General features: G+C 65.9%; 14 protein-coding genes, 3 tRNA genes and 2 rRNA genes (1 of these 19 only partly in view). 17 read left to right on the top strand and 2 right to left on the bottom strand.

The genetic code is table 11. The features are described 5' to 3' along the window. Nucleotides 1-66: 66 nt before the first annotated feature. From lysS to lolD, 3 genes are read left to right on the top strand one after another with little or no spacing between them, the layout of a single operon-like run. Nucleotides 67-1,560, top strand: a complete 1,494-nt coding sequence (gene lysS, locus G579_RS0108990) for a lysine--tRNA ligase (protein ID WP_211218701.1) — start codon at nucleotides 67-69, stop codon at nucleotides 1,558-1,560. Nucleotides 1,561-1,563: 3 nt separating this feature from the next. Continuing rightward, on the top strand, nucleotides 1,564-2,808 hold the full coding sequence (locus G579_RS0108985; protein WP_028989918.1) for a lipoprotein-releasing ABC transporter permease subunit: 1,245 nt from the start codon (nucleotides 1,564-1,566) through the stop codon (nucleotides 2,806-2,808). Then, nucleotides 2,801-3,484, top strand: a complete 684-nt coding sequence (lolD, locus tag G579_RS0108980; RefSeq protein ID WP_028989917.1) for a lipoprotein-releasing ABC transporter ATP-binding protein LolD — start codon at nucleotides 2,801-2,803, stop codon at nucleotides 3,482-3,484. Before G579_RS0108985 ends, lolD begins: the two co-directional genes overlap by 8 nt. 26 nt (nucleotides 3,485-3,510) lie before the next feature. Here the strand turns inward: lolD and G579_RS18645 are convergent, their stop codons facing one another. Next, the gene (locus tag G579_RS18645; protein WP_028989916.1) at nucleotides 3,511-4,080 is read right to left on the bottom strand and encodes a DUF2062 domain-containing protein; all 570 of its coding nucleotides are present in this window, start codon (nucleotides 4,078-4,080) and stop codon (nucleotides 3,511-3,513) included. Nucleotides 4,081-4,156: 76 nt separating this feature from the next. Here G579_RS18645 and G579_RS16760 point away from each other — a divergent pair, with 76 nt between their 5' ends. Genes G579_RS16760 through ppa form a run of 9 tightly spaced genes read left to right on the top strand, consistent with a single transcriptional unit; the run spans nucleotide 4,157 to nucleotide 11,875 of the window. After that, nucleotides 4,157-6,445, top strand: a complete 2,289-nt coding sequence (locus G579_RS16760; protein ID WP_051181281.1) for a ComEC/Rec2 family competence protein — start codon at nucleotides 4,157-4,159, stop codon at nucleotides 6,443-6,445. Nucleotides 6,446-6,478: 33 nt separating this feature from the next. Continuing rightward, nucleotides 6,479-7,087 carry a MotA/TolQ/ExbB proton channel family protein gene (locus G579_RS0108965; RefSeq protein WP_028989915.1) on the top strand — a complete coding sequence of 203 codons (609 nt, stop codon included), beginning with the start codon at nucleotides 6,479-6,481 and terminating at the stop codon, nucleotides 7,085-7,087. Further along, the gene (locus tag G579_RS0108960) at nucleotides 7,084-7,485 is read left to right on the top strand and encodes an ExbD/TolR family protein (protein WP_028989914.1); all 402 of its coding nucleotides are present in this window, start codon (nucleotides 7,084-7,086) and stop codon (nucleotides 7,483-7,485) included. The genes G579_RS0108965 and G579_RS0108960 overlap by 4 nt, the downstream gene beginning before the upstream one ends. Before the next feature lie 30 nt (nucleotides 7,486-7,515). After that, a complete protein-coding gene (locus G579_RS0108955; RefSeq protein WP_028989913.1) occupies nucleotides 7,516-8,193 on the top strand; it encodes a lysophospholipid acyltransferase family protein in 678 nt (225 codons plus the stop codon). Continuing rightward, nucleotides 8,180-9,352: a glycosyltransferase family protein gene (locus G579_RS0108950; RefSeq protein WP_230973831.1), complete on the top strand. Its 1,173-nt coding sequence runs from the start codon at nucleotides 8,180-8,182 to the stop codon at nucleotides 9,350-9,352. Before G579_RS0108955 ends, G579_RS0108950 begins: the two co-directional genes overlap by 14 nt. Beyond that, nucleotides 9,349-10,371 (top strand): tetraacyldisaccharide 4'-kinase, encoded by a 1,023-nt coding sequence (gene lpxK, locus G579_RS0108945; protein WP_028989911.1) that lies wholly within the window; start codon nucleotides 9,349-9,351, stop codon nucleotides 10,369-10,371. Before G579_RS0108950 ends, lpxK begins: the two co-directional genes overlap by 4 nt. Beyond that, nucleotides 10,361-10,543: a Trm112 family protein gene (locus tag G579_RS0108940; RefSeq protein WP_028989910.1), complete on the top strand. Its 183-nt coding sequence runs from the start codon at nucleotides 10,361-10,363 to the stop codon at nucleotides 10,541-10,543. The genes lpxK and G579_RS0108940 overlap by 11 nt, the downstream gene beginning before the upstream one ends. Further along, the gene (gene kdsB / locus G579_RS0108935; RefSeq protein ID WP_028989909.1) at nucleotides 10,540-11,316 is read left to right on the top strand and encodes a 3-deoxy-manno-octulosonate cytidylyltransferase; all 777 of its coding nucleotides are present in this window, start codon (nucleotides 10,540-10,542) and stop codon (nucleotides 11,314-11,316) included. The genes G579_RS0108940 and kdsB overlap by 4 nt, the downstream gene beginning before the upstream one ends. A 34-nt stretch (nucleotides 11,317-11,350) precedes the next feature. After that, nucleotides 11,351-11,875: an inorganic diphosphatase gene (gene ppa / locus G579_RS0108930; protein WP_028989908.1), complete on the top strand. Its 525-nt coding sequence runs from the start codon at nucleotides 11,351-11,353 to the stop codon at nucleotides 11,873-11,875. Nucleotides 11,876-11,935: 60 nt separating this feature from the next. Here ppa and G579_RS0108925 read toward each other — a convergent pair whose 3' ends face one another. Next, nucleotides 11,936-12,202 (bottom strand): hypothetical protein, encoded by a 267-nt coding sequence (locus G579_RS0108925; RefSeq protein ID WP_155989790.1) that lies wholly within the window; start codon nucleotides 12,200-12,202, stop codon nucleotides 11,936-11,938. 236 nt (nucleotides 12,203-12,438) lie between these two features. Between G579_RS0108925 and G579_RS0108915 the strand changes: the two genes are divergently transcribed. From G579_RS0108915 to G579_RS0108895, 5 genes are all read left to right on the top strand, one after another. Then, nucleotides 12,439-12,515 (top strand) — tRNA-Met (locus G579_RS0108915). Nucleotides 12,516-12,628: 113 nt separating this feature from the next. After that, nucleotides 12,629-14,166 (top strand): 16S ribosomal RNA (locus tag G579_RS0108910). A gap of 63 nt (nucleotides 14,167-14,229) precedes the next feature. Beyond that, nucleotides 14,230-14,306 (top strand) — tRNA-Ile (locus tag G579_RS0108905). A gap of 6 nt (nucleotides 14,307-14,312) precedes the next feature. Continuing rightward, nucleotides 14,313-14,388: transfer RNA gene (locus G579_RS0108900), tRNA-Ala, on the top strand. Between the two features lie 169 nt (nucleotides 14,389-14,557). Next, nucleotides 14,558-15,154, top strand: a 23S ribosomal RNA gene (locus tag G579_RS0108895) (it continues 2,300 nt past the right edge of the window). Together the 16S and 23S rRNA genes with 3 tRNA genes alongside form the textbook arrangement of a ribosomal RNA operon.

Genomic DNA, 15,154 nt, shown 5'->3' with positions numbered 1-15,154 from the left:
GCAGCGCAAACGTGAACAAGCGCAGCGAAGTCTGCGGCGTACTCCAAAAAAGGATTGAAGCACGGCATGGAACACGAAATCCTGGACAGCAACGAACTGGTCGAGCAGCGCTACGCCAAATTGGCCGAACGGCGCGCCGCCGGCGAGGCCTACCCCAACGACTTCCGGCGCGATGCCCTGGTCGGCGATTTGGTGGCCCGCTATGGCGAGCTGACCGCCGAAGCCCTGGAGGCGGAAGCCATCCAGGTCTGCGTGGCCGGGCGCATGTTGACCCGCCGAGTGATGGGCAAGGCCAGCTTCGCCCATATCCAGGACATGTCCGGCCGCATGCAGCTCTTCGTCACCCGCGACGAACTGGGCGAGAGCGCCTACGACGAGTTCAAGCGCCTGGATCTCGGCGACATCATCGGCGTCGCCGGCGCGCTCTTTCGCACCAAGACCGGCGAGCTGTCCGTGCGCGTGCAATCCCTGCGCCTGCTGGCCAAGGGGCTGCGGCCGCTGCCGGAAAAGTGGCACGGCTTGAGCGACCAGGAGATGCGCTACCGGCAACGCTACGTGGACCTGATCGTCACCGAGGAGAGCCGCCGCACCTTCCAGGTGCGCTCGCGGCTGGTCAGCGCCGTCCGCGAGAGCCTGACCCGGCGCGGCTTCCTGGAGGTGGAGACGCCCATGATGCAGCCCATCCCGGGTGGCGCCACGGCGCGGCCCTTCGTGACCCACCACAACGCCCTGGACATGACCCTCTACCTGCGCATCGCGCCGGAGCTCTACCTGAAGCGCCTGCTGGTGGGCGGCTTCGAGCAGGTCTTCGAGATCAACCGCAACTTCCGCAACGAGGGCCTGTCCACCCGGCACAATCCCGAATTCACCATGCTGGAGTTCTATCAGGCTTACGCCGACTACCGCGACGCCATGGACCTGACCGAGGCGCTGATCCGCGAGGCCGCCCGCCAGGCCCTGGGCACGGAACAGGTGACTTACCAAGGACTGGCGCTGGATCTCAGCCGGCCCTTCGCGCGCATGACCGTGCGCGAAGCGGTGCTGGCCCACAACTCGGACCTGCATGCGGCCGACCTCGACGACCCCGAGCGCCTGCGGGCCAAGTTGGGCGAGCTCAAGGCCAAGCTGGAGCCCGGTTGGGGGCCGGGCAAGCTGCTGACCGAGGTTTTCGAGAAGACCGTGGAGCACCGGCTCATGCAGCCCACCTTCATCACCGAATATCCCACCGAGGTGAGCCCGCTGGCGCGGCGCAACCAGGACAACCCCGAGGTCACCGACCGCTTCGAGCTGATCGTCGCCGGGCGCGAGATCGCCAACGGCTTCTCCGAGCTCAACGACCCCGAGGACCAGGCCGCCCGCTTCCGCAAGCAGGTGGAGGAGAAGGCGGCCGGCGACGAGGAGGCCATGCACTTCGACGCCGACTACATCCGCGCTTTGGAGTACGGCATGCCGCCGGCGGCGGGGGTGGGGGTGGGCATCGACCGGCTGGTCATGCTGCTCACCGACAGCCCCAGCATCCGCGACGTGATCCTCTTCCCGCACATGCGCCCGGAAGCCTGACGCATGCGCCCCTACGAGCTCTGGATCGGGCTGCGCTACACGCGCGCCAAGCGGCGCAACCATTTCATTTCCTTCATCTCGCTCATCGCCATGCTCGGCATCGGCCTTGGGGTGGCGGCGCTGATCACCGTGCTGTCGGTCATGAACGGCTTCGAGCAGGAGTTGCGTACCCGCATCCTGGGCGTGGTCTCGGACATGGTGATCGAGGGCAACGGTCAGCCCCTCTACGATTGGCAGCGGGTGGCAGCCCAGGTGGAGCGGCGGCCCGGCATCCTGGGGGTGGCGCCCTACGTGCAGGCGCAGGCCATGATCAGCGACGATCAGGCGGTCACCGGTGCCATCATCCGCGGTATCGACCCGGCCCGCGAGGTGCGGGTGTCGGCCCTGGGGCAGCACATCGTGGCCGGGCGGCTGGATGCCCTGCGGCCGGGCTCCTTCGGCATCGTGCTGGGCAGCGCCCTGGCGCAGAACCTGGGCGTCGGCGTCGGCGACAAGGTCACGCTCATCTCCCCCCAGGGCCAGGTCAGCCCGCTCGGGGTCACCCCGCGCCTGCGCCGCTTCACGGTGGTGGGCATCTTCTCGGTGGGCATGTACGAGTACGACAGCGGATTGGCCTACACCAACCTGCAGGACGCCGCCCGCCTCTATAGTCTGGGCGACGGGGTGACGGGCGTCCGCCTGAAGCTGGCCGATCTGTTCCAGTCCCAGGGCGTGGCGGCGCAGTTCCAGCAACTGCTGGGACCCGACTACTTCGTGCAGGACTGGACCATGGGCCACGCCAACTTCTTCCGCGCCCTGAAGATCGAAAAAACGGTGATGTTCGTGATCTTGTCGCTGATCATCGCCGTGGCCGCCTTCAACATCGTCTCCACCCTGGTGATGGTGGTCACCGACAAGCAGTCGGACATCGCCATCCTGCGCACCCTGGGCGCGAGCCCGCTGAGCATCACCGCCATCTTCATGGTGCAGGGCGCCATGATCGGCATCGTCGGCACCTTGCTGGGCGTGGTGGGCGGCGTGCTGTTGGCCCTCAACGTGCCGACGTTGGTGCCTGCCATCGAGCAGCTTTTCCACGTGCAGTTCCTGTCGCCGGACGTGTATTTCATCAGCGAGCTGCCTTCCCAGCTGGAGCAGCGCGACGTCTGGCGCATCGCCGTGGCCTCCCTGCTCATGAGCTGGCTGGCGACCATCTATCCCGCGCTGCGCGCGGCGCGCACCGATCCCGTGGAGGCCCTGCGCTATGAGTGACGTTCTGAAAGCGGAGGGATTGCGCCGGCTGTTCCGTCAGGGGCGGGTGCAGTTGGAGGTCATCAAGGGCATCGACCTGCGGATTTCGGCGGGGGAGAGCGTGGGCATCGTCGGTGCTTCGGGCTCCGGCAAGAGCACCCTGCTGCACCTGCTCGGCGGCCTGGACCGACCTTCGGCCGGGCGGGTCTGGGTCGAGGGGCAGGATCTCTACGCCCTGGGGGAGGCGGCCCGCGGCCGCTTGCGCAACGACAAGATGGGCTTCGTCTACCAATTCCACCATCTGTTGCCGGAGTTCACCGCCCTGGAGAACGTGATGATTCCGCTGCTGATCCAGCGCCGTCCGCGCGAAGAGGCGGCCGCCCGGGCCAGCGAGCTGCTGGCCCAGGTGGGCTTGGGCGAGCGCCTGCGCCACAAGCCGGGCGAGCTGTCCGGCGGCGAACGGCAACGGGCCGCCATCGCCCGCGCCTTGGTCACGCGCCCGCGCCTGCTCTTGGCCGACGAGCCGACCGGCAACCTGGATTCGCAGACGGCGGCGAAGATCCACGACCTGCTCCTGGATCTGAACCAGCACCTGGGCACCAGCCTGGTGGTGGTGACCCACGATCCCCGTTTGGCGGAGCGGATGCAGCGGGTGTATCAGATCCGCGACGGCCAGATCGTCTCCCAGGCCGGGTAGGCGCCAGGGGGAGAGCGGATCCTGGTCTATACTGCTTTGGGAGGCAGGCGGCGGGCCCGCTGGCGCCGGCGCCAGCGCCACACGACCGCCAAGCGCCAGCCGGCCAGGGTCAGATAGTAGCCCGTGGCGGCGGCCAAGGTGCCGATCAGCAGGGAGCCGATCCAGGTGATCAGATAGGCGCTCCAGAGCTGACGTCCGCCTTCGCCCAGCAGGTTGTGCCAGTTGTTGATCAGTTGCATCAGGTCCAGGTGGCGGCCGGCGGACAGGGGCAATCCCAAGAAGCGGGTGACCGTTTCGCCAACCCGGAAGGCGAAATAGTAGAAAGGGGGCATGGTCAAGGGGTTGGTGAGCAGGGCGGCGCCGACGGCGGCGGGAATGTTGACCCGCAACAGCAGCGCACCGATCAGCACCAGGGGGACGTGGCCCAGGAGCGGCGTGCTGGCGATGAAGAGGCCCAAGGCCAAGCCGCCGGCCAAGCTGCGCCGATGAAAATGCCACAGCTCGTGATGGTGCAGCAGGTGAGTAAAGCGCCCCAGGCACCGGGTTCGCAACACCCGCTCGCGACAAGGCAGGTATTTAGATAAGAACTTACGCAAGTAACTTAAGTCCTGGCCTGTGATCCCGCCGAGTTTATCCCATACCTGCCCGCGCGCCCAAGCTTTTTTTCGGCGCATGCCGGGCCTGCCGGAGGTGGTGCTCGCCATCGGCCTGGGCCTCTTGCTGTTGTACCGGCAGGAGAGCATTCCAGTGCCGTGGCCGGCGGCGGGATTGGCGCTGGCCTTGCTGCTGCCGGTCTGGCGTTGGCGCATCCTGTTGCTGCCGGCCGCCGCCTGTGCCGCCTTTGCCTGGGGCGCCTGGCAAGCCCAGCGCATCAGCCACGAAACCCTGCCCGACGCCGCAGTTGGGCAGGCACTGGTCATCACCGGGACCATCGCGTCACTGCCGGAAGCCCGCGGGAACGGCACCCGCCTGCTGTTCGCTCCCGAGCACATGGATGGGCCGCTCGGGTCCATCGATTTCCGAGGACTTCTGCAGCTCTCATTCGACGGGCCGGCACCGCCCGAGCTGGCCTATGGCCAACGCTGGCGCCTGACGGCACGTTTGCAGCGGCCGCAGGCCGCCACCAATCCGGGCGGTTTCGACCGCAGCTACGCGCTCTTCTGGCAGGGGGTGCGGGCCGTGGGCGCGGTACAGTCCGTGCCGGAGCCGGTGCAGTTGGCCGGGGCGGGCGGCCATGCCCTGCTGCGCTGGTTCCAGAGCTTGCGCCAGCAGGTGCTCCAGGCCAGCAATGCTGCCTTGCCCCGGGCCGAGGCGGGCTTGGTGCAGGCACTGACCGTGGGCGTGCAGAATCAGTTGCCGCCGGATCTGTGGCAGCGTTTCGTGCGCGCGGGGACTGCCCACCTGATGGTCATTTCCGGTTCCCACATCACGCTGGTGGCCGGCTTGGTCTTTTTGCTGGCCAAATGGCTGTGGAGTGCCGTGCCGCCTCTGGTGCGCCGCTACCCGGCCGCACCGCCGGCTGCCGCGGTGATGGTGCTGAGCGCCTGGGGCTACGGCCTGATGGCCGGCATGGAGCTGGCCACCCTGCGGGCAGTCATTATGGTCACGGTGCTGGCCGGTGCCCTCGTGCTGCAGCGGGAATTGCGCCTGTTTCACAGCCTGGCGCTGGCGGCGGGCGTCATCTTCATCCTGCAGCCCGGGGCCGTGGCGGAACCGGGCTTCTGGCTGTCCTTCACGGCGGTCGGGCTGATTTTCTGGCTGCTGGTCGGCCGGGTAGGGCGGGCGGGGCTCTGGCGCAGCCTGCTCGGCTATCAGGTCCTGATTGCGCTGGGACTGGTGCCGGTGCTGGCGCTGCTCTTCGGGCAGGTGCCCCTGCTGTCGCCCCTGGCGAACCTCGTGGCCATTCCGGTGGTGGAAGGGGTGGCCACGCCGCTGGCCCTGCTCGGCGCACTGGCCTCCCTGAGCGGCCTGGAGCTGGCGGGCCGCGGACTGTTTCACCTGACCAGCCTTGCCTTCCAGCCGCTGCTGTGGTTTCTGGAGCAGCTCGACCGGTTGCCTTGGGGCACCCTGGCCGTCGGCAGCCCATCCGTCTGGATGCTGCTTGCTTTGCTCGTTGGCCTGCTGCTTCTCTTTCTGCCGGCGGCCTGGCCGGGGCGCAGCTTGGGGCTGCTGACCTTTCTGCCGCTCCTGCTGCCCGCCGCGGCGGTCCTGCCGCCTGGGCAGGCGCGCCTGACCGTCCTGGACGCCGGGATGGACACCGCCGTGGTGCTGCAAACCCGGCACCACAGCCTGTTTTTCCACTCGAGCCCCAGGGCACGCCCCTCCGGCGCGACCCTGCACCTGGTCGTGCAGCCCTTCATGCATCATGCCGGCATCCGCCGCTTGGATGCCGTGGTCCTCAGCGCCGCCGCCCGGGCGCCGCTCGATGCTGCCAGCCTGCTGCCCAGACAGTATCCTGCCCCGCAGTTATGGAGCGCGACGGCCGCATTGCCCGGCGCTCCGGCCCGCCCATGCCGGGCCGGCCAGCATTGGACCTGGGATGGGGTGATCTTCGTCTTCCTGGCGCCCATGGCCGGCGAGCGTGATCCCTGCGTGCTGGCCGCTTACGGCCCCGGCTGGCAGGCACTGCTGGGCGGCCCGCTGTCCGGTGGTGCGGCCGACAGGCTCGTCAGCCGCTTCGGCGGCAACTTGCGCAGCAACGCCCTGGTCTCGGCCGGCGGCGGCTCCGGCCTCGGGCAGCTGGCGGAGGCCGCTGCTCCCGACTACCTGGTCGCGGCCGGTGGGCGCCGGGGCGGGGCAGAAAAGCCGGCCGGCGATGATGGCCCACCGGCGCTCGCCCCCGCCCGCACCGGTGCCCTTGCTTTCCACCTGGGGGGGCGGACGGCCGCCAGTCTGTCGTTGCAACGGCCCGCCCGTCATTACTGGCTGCACCAGGGCCCTGTGCCTGGGCGGGGATCGTGATAGTATTGGCCCAAAATCAAAGGGAGTGAGGACGTGTTCGAAGTCATACGTGCAGGTGGCTGGGTCATGGTGCCCATTGTGCTGGCTGCGGTGGTGGCCCTGGCGATCATCGGCAACCGTCTGTGGCTGCTGCGCAACGAGCGGATCGCTCCGCCCGGCCTGGCCGATGCGATCGAGGAACTGATCCGCAAGGGGGAGGTGCAAGGCGCCCTGCAGCGTCTCAAGGACAGCAACACGCCGCTGGCGCGCATCCTGCTGGCGGGCCTGCGCAACGCCGGCTCGCAGCGGGAGTTCATCAAGGAGTCCATCGAAGAGGTGGGGCGGCAGGAGGTCGCCGTCCTGGAGCGCTACCTCAACGTGCTGGGCACCATCGCCGGCGTCTCTCCCCTGCTCGGTCTCCTGGGTACCGTCTTCGGCATCATGCACGCCTTCAGCGCCATCAACATGGTGGGCGTGGGCAATCCCCGGGTGCTGGCAGGCGGCATCTCCGAGGCGCTGATCACCACCGCCGCCGGCCTCATCGTCGCCATTCCCAGCCTGATGATGTACCGCTATTTCCGCGGCAAGATCGACGAGTTGATCCTCATCATGGAGAAGGAATCCCTGAAGGTGGTGGAACTGGTGCAGGGGGCGCGGCGATGAATTTCCGGCGCCACCCCCGCGAGGAGCCGGAGATCAACATCATCTCCATGGTCGACGTGGTGCTGGTGATCCTGCTGTTTTTCATGGTGACCACCACCTTCACCAAGCAATCGACGCTGCGTCTGGATCTGCCGGCCGCCAGCCAGACGGCGGCCGTGCCCAAGGCACCCATCACCGTGGACATCGACGCCGCGGGGCGCTTGGCTCTCAACGGCCAGTCACTCAATGCCGGCGAGCTGCGGCAGCGCCTGGCGGCTCTGGCGCGCCAGGACAGCAATCAGGTGTTGCTGCTGCGGGCCGACCGCAACACCATCCAGCAGCACGTGGTGACGGTGTTGGACGCCGCCCGGCAGGCCGGTTTGCTGCGCGTCAGCATCGCCACCCAGCAAGCCTCGTGAAGTCCGTCCATCTGTCTTCCGGCTGCTGACATGAAGCTGCAAGGACGCTGGCAGCAGCTGGCCGCATGGCTGATCGCCCGCTACATTCGCCTGGTCGCCTTCACCGGCCGCTGGCGCGTGGAGGGCGGCGAGCCAGTGCAGGCGCTGTTGCGCGCCGGCCAACCCATCCTGCTGGCGTTCTGGCACGGACGCCTGCTGATGATTCCCCATGCTTACCGGCAGCTGGGCGGTCGGCAAGTGCACATCCTCATCAGCGAGCATCGCGACGGCGAACTCATCGCCCGGACCATGGCGTACTGGGGCTACCAGGCCGTGCGCGGCTCCAGCCGGCGCGGCGCGGTCAAGGGCCTGATGGGCATGCTGCGCATTGCCCGTACCGGCAGCGATCTGGCCATCACGCCCGATGGCCCGCGCGGCCCCCGGGAAAAGGTGCAGCCGGGCGTGCTGGAAATCGCTCGCGTGACCGGCATGCCCATCGTGCCAGTCACCTTTTCGGCGCGCTGGGCCAAGGTGATCCCGAGCTGGGATCGCTTCCTCCTGGCTCTCCCATTTACCCGCGGCGCCATTCTCTGGGGCGAGCCCATGCGCGTGCCGCGCGATGCCACGGCCGGGCAGCTGAGCGAATTTCAAAGTGCGTTGGAAAGCCGCATGCGGGCGCTGACCGCGCGGGCGGATCGGATCACAAGGAATGAGCGTGAAAGAGCCTAGAAGCTACTATGGTGCCAGCGCCCTGCGGGCATGGTGGTCCGGCTATCGGGACCGGCGGGCAGGGCGCAGCCATCAGGCCAATGCCCGCTGGGGCTGGCTGCGCGCCCCTGGCGGGCGCGGGCCGGCCTTGTGGGTGCAGGCCACCGGCGAGGCGGACGACGTCCTGCTGGCCGCCGAGCTGACCCGCGCCATTCGGGAAAAACGGCTGGACCTGCGCGTCATCCTGACCTTCGAAAGAGACTATCCGGAACTGCTCGACCCGCGCATCGGCGGTTTGAAGGGCGTCGGCTACGGCTTCGGTCCCTGCGACCATCCCCGTGCCATTCGTCGTACCCTGGCGCGGCTGGACCCTTTGCGCACCATGACCATCGGCCGCGGTCCAGCGGCGAACCTGGCGCGTCAGAGCGCCGCTCGCCAATTGCCGGCCGTGGTCATTGCCGGCGACCCGGCCACCGATTTCCTGCCGATGCCGCTGGAAGCAGTGTACCCGGTGGATGAGCGGCAAGCCCGGCGTTGGCGGCAACTGGGCGCCGAGGCCGCGCAGGTGCAGGCGCCCGTGGACTTTCTCACGCTCCTGACGACGGCGCAGGTGGACCCCAATTTCCGCCGCCTCATCTGCGGCAACGCCGAGCTTGACCTGTGGTGGCTGCACGGGGTGCCCGCCATGCAGGCGCAGCACTGGGTCGCGGCGTGGCGCGCCGCCGGTCTGGACCGTGCGGGCGTGTTGTTCCTGGGCCTGGAAGGACACTTGGCCGGGCAAGCCTGGCCCGCCCTGTCCGCCTGGACCCGCGAGCCCGTGCCGGCCGGCAGCGTGCTGCTCGTGGATGAGGCCAAGTGGCTGCCGGCCATCGCCGCCGCCAGCACCGGCGCCCACCTGTCTCGCGCCGGCCGCGGTGTCGCCTGGCAAGCCATGGTGGGCGGCAAGCCCGTGTCCGTGGCCGATGCCGGGCAGTATCCCGTCAGCCATCTGCAGGATGCGCCGGATGCGCTGGCCGTCCTGCCGGATGCGCCGGCCGTCATGCAGGCGTGGCAATCCTATCTGGAAAACCCCATCCGTGCCCGCCTGCTGGGCGACGCCGCGCGCCGCTTCTTTTGGGAGGAGCGGCGCAAGGCGCAGGCGCGCCTGCCCGAGCTGCTGCAGCGGGTCTTCGACTGGTGAAACGCCTCGCCGCCCTGGTGAGCCGCCAATGGTATCAGGGCGGCTGGCTGGCTGCGCTGCTGCGCCCCTGGGGAGCCGTCTACTGCCAGCTGAGCCGCCTGCGTGCCGGCCTCTATGAGAAACTGCACAAGCGCCGGCGCGGTGCGCTGCCCGCCCTGGTGGTCGGCAACTTGACCGCGGGCGGCAGCGGCAAGACGCCGCTGGTGCTGGCCTTGGCTGAGTATCTGCACGAACGGGGTTGGCAGCCCGCCCTGGTCAGCCGCGGCTATCGCGCCCATCCGCCCCGTCTGCCGTATCCGGTGCAGCCCGGGGACGAGCCCGGCCAAGCCGGTGACGAGCCGCTTTTTCTGGCCCGGCGCAGCGGCCTGCCCGTCGTGATCGGGCCCGACCGCCTGGCCGACATCGAGTTTGCCGCCCGCCGCGGCTGCGACGTCGCCGTGCTGGACGATGGTTTTCAGCACCTGGCGCTGCTGCCCGAGCTGAGTCTCGTCGTGGTCGATGGCGCGCGCGGCTTCGGCAACGGCCGCTGCCTGCCCGCCGGCCCGCTGCGGGAACCCCTGGCGGCGCTGGCACGGGCCGATGCCCTCGTCATCCACGGTACATCGGCGCCCCTTCCGCCGGATGTCGCCGGCAAGCCGGTTTTCTCGATGACCCTGCAGGCGACCGGGCTGGTGCCGGTGGCGCCGGACCTGCCGGCGCATGCCCTGGGCTGGCTGCGTGGCCGCCGTGTCCACGCCGTGGCCGGCATCGGCCACCCGGAGCGCTTTTTCCGCCAACTGGAGGCCCTGGGCGCCCGGCCGGTCCCGCATCCCTTTCCGGATCACCATGTCTTCGTCGCGGCGGACTTCGCGCGCATGCAGGACGCCCCCGTCGTCATGACCGAGAAAGATGCGGTAAAATGCCGGCAGCTTTCCTTGCCCGATGCCTGGGCGCTGCGGGTGGAGGCCCGGCTGCCCGCTGCCTTCTGGCGCTGGCTGGACGCGCAATTGCAATTTCTTGGGAGGTCCCGTGACCATTGACCGCAAACTCCTGGACATTCTGGCTTGCCCGCAATGCAAGGGGCCCCTGCAGCTCAGCCCGGACCAGCAGCAGCTCCGTTGCCCGCGCTGCCGTCTGGCCTTCCCCATCCGCGACAATATCCCCGTGCTCCTGATCGACGAAGCCCAGCCCTGGGATCCGGCCGAGAAATGAGCTTCACGGTCATCATTCCGGCGCGGCTCGCAGCCAGCCGCCTGCCCGGCAAGCCGCTGCTGGATGTCGGCGGCCTGCCCATGATCGAGCGCGTCCGGCGCCAAGCCGTCGCCAGCGGCGCCCGCCGGGTGCTGGTGGCGACGGATGCGTCCGAGATCGAAACCGTCATCCACAGCTACGGCGGCGAGGCGGTGTTGACCGACCCCGCCCACGTCTGCGGCACCGACCGTCTGGCCGAGGTGGTGGCCGCCTTGCAGTTGCCGGCCGATGAGATCGTCGTCAACCTGCAGGGGGACGAGCCTCTCATGCCGCCCCCGCTGCTGGCCGCGTTGGCCGAAGCGCTGGCGCACGATGCGCAGGCCATGATGGCCACCGTGGCCTGTCCCCTCGAGAGCTGGGCTCAGCTCTTCAATCCGCACATCGTCAAAGTGGTCCGCGACCAGCTCGGACACGCACTCTATTTTTCCCGTGCGCCGATCCCCTGGGATCGGGCGCGCTTCGCGGCCGGCGCGGCGGCGGCGCAAGCGGACGTTCCCCCGCCGTATTGGCTGCGCCACATCGGCCTCTATGCCTACCGAGCCTGCTTTCTCCCGCGATTTTCCGCTTGGCCGGCCACGCCGCTCGAACAGGCGGAAGCCCTGGAGCAGTTGCGGGTGCTGGAGCACGGCGAGCGCATCCGGGTGATCACCAGCCCGGTTGCACCGCCGCCGGGCGTGGACACCCCGGAGGACCTGGAACACGTGCGCACCCTGGTCCGGGAGCAGCGGCCGTAATCTTTTCGCATCCATCAACCATTCAGGAGGCTTCATGGACATCAAGCAAATTCCCGCCGGCAAGAGCGTGCCCGACGACATCAACGTGGTGATCGAAATTCCGCAGGGTTCCAGCATCAAATACGAGCTGGACAAGGATTCGGGCGCGGTCGTCGTCGACCGTTTTCTCTTTACGCCCATGTTCTATCCCCTCAACTACGGCTTCATTCCCAACACCCTTTCCGAAGACGGCGATCCTACCGACGTGCTGGTCCTGTCGCGCCAGGCCGTGGTCCCCGGCGCCGTCATCCGGGCCCGGCCGGTGGGTGTGCTGCTGATGGAAGACGAGAGCGGGGTGGACGCCAAGATCGTCGCGGTGCCGCACGAGAAGGTGGACAACAGCTACCAGGCCATCCGTGACGTGGCTGACCTGCCCGAGGCTCTGCGCAACCAGATCAAGCACTTTTTCGAGCATTACAAGGACCTTGAGCCAGGCAAGTGGGTCAAGGTCAAGGAGTGGGCCGATGCCGCGCAGGCGCGTGCCACCATCGAGGCCGATGCTGCCCGGGCCGCCAAGTAGGATTGCACAGATCAGCACCATGAAAAGCGCGCCCCATGGGACGCGCTTTTTTCATGGGGGTCAACCTGCCAGGGACAGGGTATCCAGATCGGGGTTCAGGACCCCGGGACGTATGAAGATGGGAACCAGGGTGGTCTGGTGCACGCGCCGGTAGGCGCGGCCATAGGCATTGTCCTGAATGACGTTGTTGCACTCGTTCTGCAGCACCAACTGCGGGCCGTCGTGCAGGATCTCGACCACGCAATGAGTCTTGCCCAGGAAATGAACCTTTTTCCCCAGGAGACCTCTAAGGTAATCGGGATCGCCGAGTCGTTCCAAATCAAGCATGGCGGTCTCCCTGTCGCGTTCTTGAAAAACCCCTTTGCAATCCGGTTAGGGCTGTTGTAGGATACGCCTCCTTGGCAAGTGAGGGAAGCGAAGCAAGGCAACACCTCTTGCGCTGGGGGTCGTAACTAGGTATTATAGACGACCTTCCCCGAGGATAAGTCTTCGGAGAAGGGGTTGGGAAAGGCAAAACAACGCTTGACTCGGCCGGCTCTTTGAAGTATTATGTAAAACTCTGATGCGGGGTGGAGCAGCCAGGCAGCTCGTCGGGCTCATAACCCGAAGGTCGTAGGTTCAAATCCTACCCCCGCTACCAAAGTTTCTGCTCTTTAACAAGGTATTGAGTGAAGTGTGTGGGTACTTGGTGGTACCTATCGGCAGGTAGTATGACTGCTGAGTCACTTTTTTGAGTGCTTAGCGTAAGGGATTGAACTGGAGAGTTTGATCCTGGCTCAGATTGAACGCTGGCGGCATGCCTAACACATGCAAGTCGAACGGCAGCAGGTCCTTCGGGATGCTGGCGAGTGGCGGACGGGTGAGTAACGCGTAGGAATCTGTCCTCGAGTGGGGGATAACCCAGGGAAACTTGGGCTAATACCGCATACGCCCTGAGGGGGAAAGCGGGGGATCTTCGGACCTCGCGCTGGAGGAGGAGCCTGCGTCCGATTAGCTAGTTGGTGGGGTAAAGGCCTACCAAGGCGACGATCGGTAGCTGGTCTGAGAGGACGATCAGCCACACTGGGACTGAGACACGGCCCAGACTCCTACGGGAGGCAGCAGTGGGGAATTTTTCGCAATGGGGGCAACCCTGACGAAGCAATGCCGCGTGTGTGAAGAAGGCCTTCGGGTTGTAAAGCACTTTCAGCGGGGACGAAAAGGTACGGGCGAACAGTCCGTGCTGTTGACGTGAACCGCAGAAGAAGCACCGGCTAACTCCGTGCCAGCAGCCGCGGTAATACGGAGGGTGCGAGCGTTAATCGGAATTACTGGGCGTAAAGCGCGCGTAGGCGGTCATCTCAGTCTGCTGTGAAAGCCCCGGGCTCAACCTGGGAATGGCAGTGGATACTGGATGGCTGGAGTCTGGGAGAGGGTCGTGGAATTCCACGTGTAGCGGTGAAATGCGTAGATATGTGGAGGAACACCAATGGCGAAGGCAGCGACCTGGCCCGAGACTGACGCTGAAGTGCGAAAGCGTGGGGAGCAAACAGGATTAGATACCCTGGTAGTCCACGCCCTAAACGATGGATACTAGGCGTGTGGCAGTTTAACTGCTGCGTGCCGCAGCTAACGCATTAAGTATCCCGCCTGGGGAGTACGGTCGCAAGATTAAAACTCAAAGGAATTGACGGGGGCCCGCACAAGCGGTGGAGCATGTGGTTTAATTCGATGCAACGCGCAGAACCTTACCTGGGCTTGACATGTGCGGAATCCTGCAGAGATGTGGGAGTGCCCTTCGGGGAGCCGCAACACAGGTGCTGCATGGCTGTCGTCAGCTCGTGTCGTGAGATGTTGGGTTAAGTCCCGCAACGAGCGCAACCCTTGCCCTTAGTTGCCAGCAGTTCGGCTGGGCACTCTAAGGGGACTGCCGGTGACAAACCGGAGGAAGGTGGGGATGACGTCAAGTCCTCATGGCCTTTATGTCCAGGGCTACACACGTGCTACAATGGCGCATACAGAGGGATGCCAACTCGCGAGAGGGAGCCGACCCCAGAAAGTGCGCCGTAGTTCGGATTGCAGTCTGCAACTCGACTGCATGAAGTCGGAATCGCTAGTAATCGCGGATCAGCACGCCGCGGTGAATACGTTCCCGGGCCTTGTACACACCGCCCGTCACACCATGGGAGTGGGCTGTACCAGAAGCCGGTAGCCTAACCGCAAGGAGGGCGCCGACCACGGTATGGTTCATGACTGGGGTGAAGTCGTAACAAGGTAGCCGTAGGGGAACCTGCGGCTGGATCACCTCCTTTTAAGAGCAGCCGAAGGCTGCCAAGTATCCACACACATCACTCAATACGGGAACCAGGCAAGTCGGGCCTATAGCTCAGTTGGCTAGAGCACACGACTGATAATCGTGAGGTCAGTGGTTCGAATCCACTTGGGCCCACCATGTTCAGGGGCTGTAGCTCAGCTGGGAGAGCACCTGCTTTGCAAGCAGGGGGTCACCGGTTCGAACCCGGTCAGCTCCACCAGTGGTGGTGGGGCGCGGTGAGGGTTTTGGCCTGTGCAGGCTGATGCACAGGCCAGCATCTTCGGATGTCTGGTGTTCTTTAACAAAATGGGAAGAGTTTAGTAAAGCGCATGGGTATGCTGTAGTAGTACCTGCGAGCGACCATGGCCCGAAGCGATTTTGGGTTATATGGTCAAGTGAATAAGGGCATACGGTGGATGCCTTGGCGACAACAGGCGACGAAAGACGTGGTTACCTGCGATAAGCCTCGGGGAGCTGGTAAACGAGCTGTGATCCGAGGATTTCTGAATGGGGCAACCCGGCCAGCCCAAGCTGGTCACTGTCATCTGAATACATAGGATGGCAGGGCGAACCCGGTGAACTGAAACATCTAAGTAGCCGGAGGAAGAGAAATCAACCGAGATTCCCTGAGTAGTGGCGAGCGAAAGGGGAAGAGCCTTCACGATGTAGCCGGTCTGTTAGGAGAAGCGTCTGGAAAGGCGCGCCGTAGTGGGTGATAGCCCCGTATCCGAAAAGAGGCCGGTGGAACTAAGCGTGAGAGAAGTAGGGCGGGACACGTGAAATCCTGTCTGAAGATGGGGGGACCATCCTCCAAGGCTAAATACTCGTTGTCGACCGATAGTGAACCAGTACCGTGAGGGAAAGGCGAAAAGAACCCCGGCGAGGGGAGTGAAATAGATCCTGAAACCGTATGCCTACAAGCTGTGGGAGCCCCGCAAGGGGTGACCGCGTACCTTTTGTATCATGGGTCAGCGACTTATTCTCAG

The organism is Thermithiobacillus tepidarius DSM 3134 (genome assembly GCF_000423825.1).
GTDB lineage: Bacteria > Pseudomonadota > Gammaproteobacteria > Acidithiobacillales > Thermithiobacillaceae > Thermithiobacillus > Thermithiobacillus tepidarius.
The sequence above is the reverse complement of the archived record's forward strand: the minus strand, read 5'-3'. Positions and strand labels throughout refer to the sequence as shown.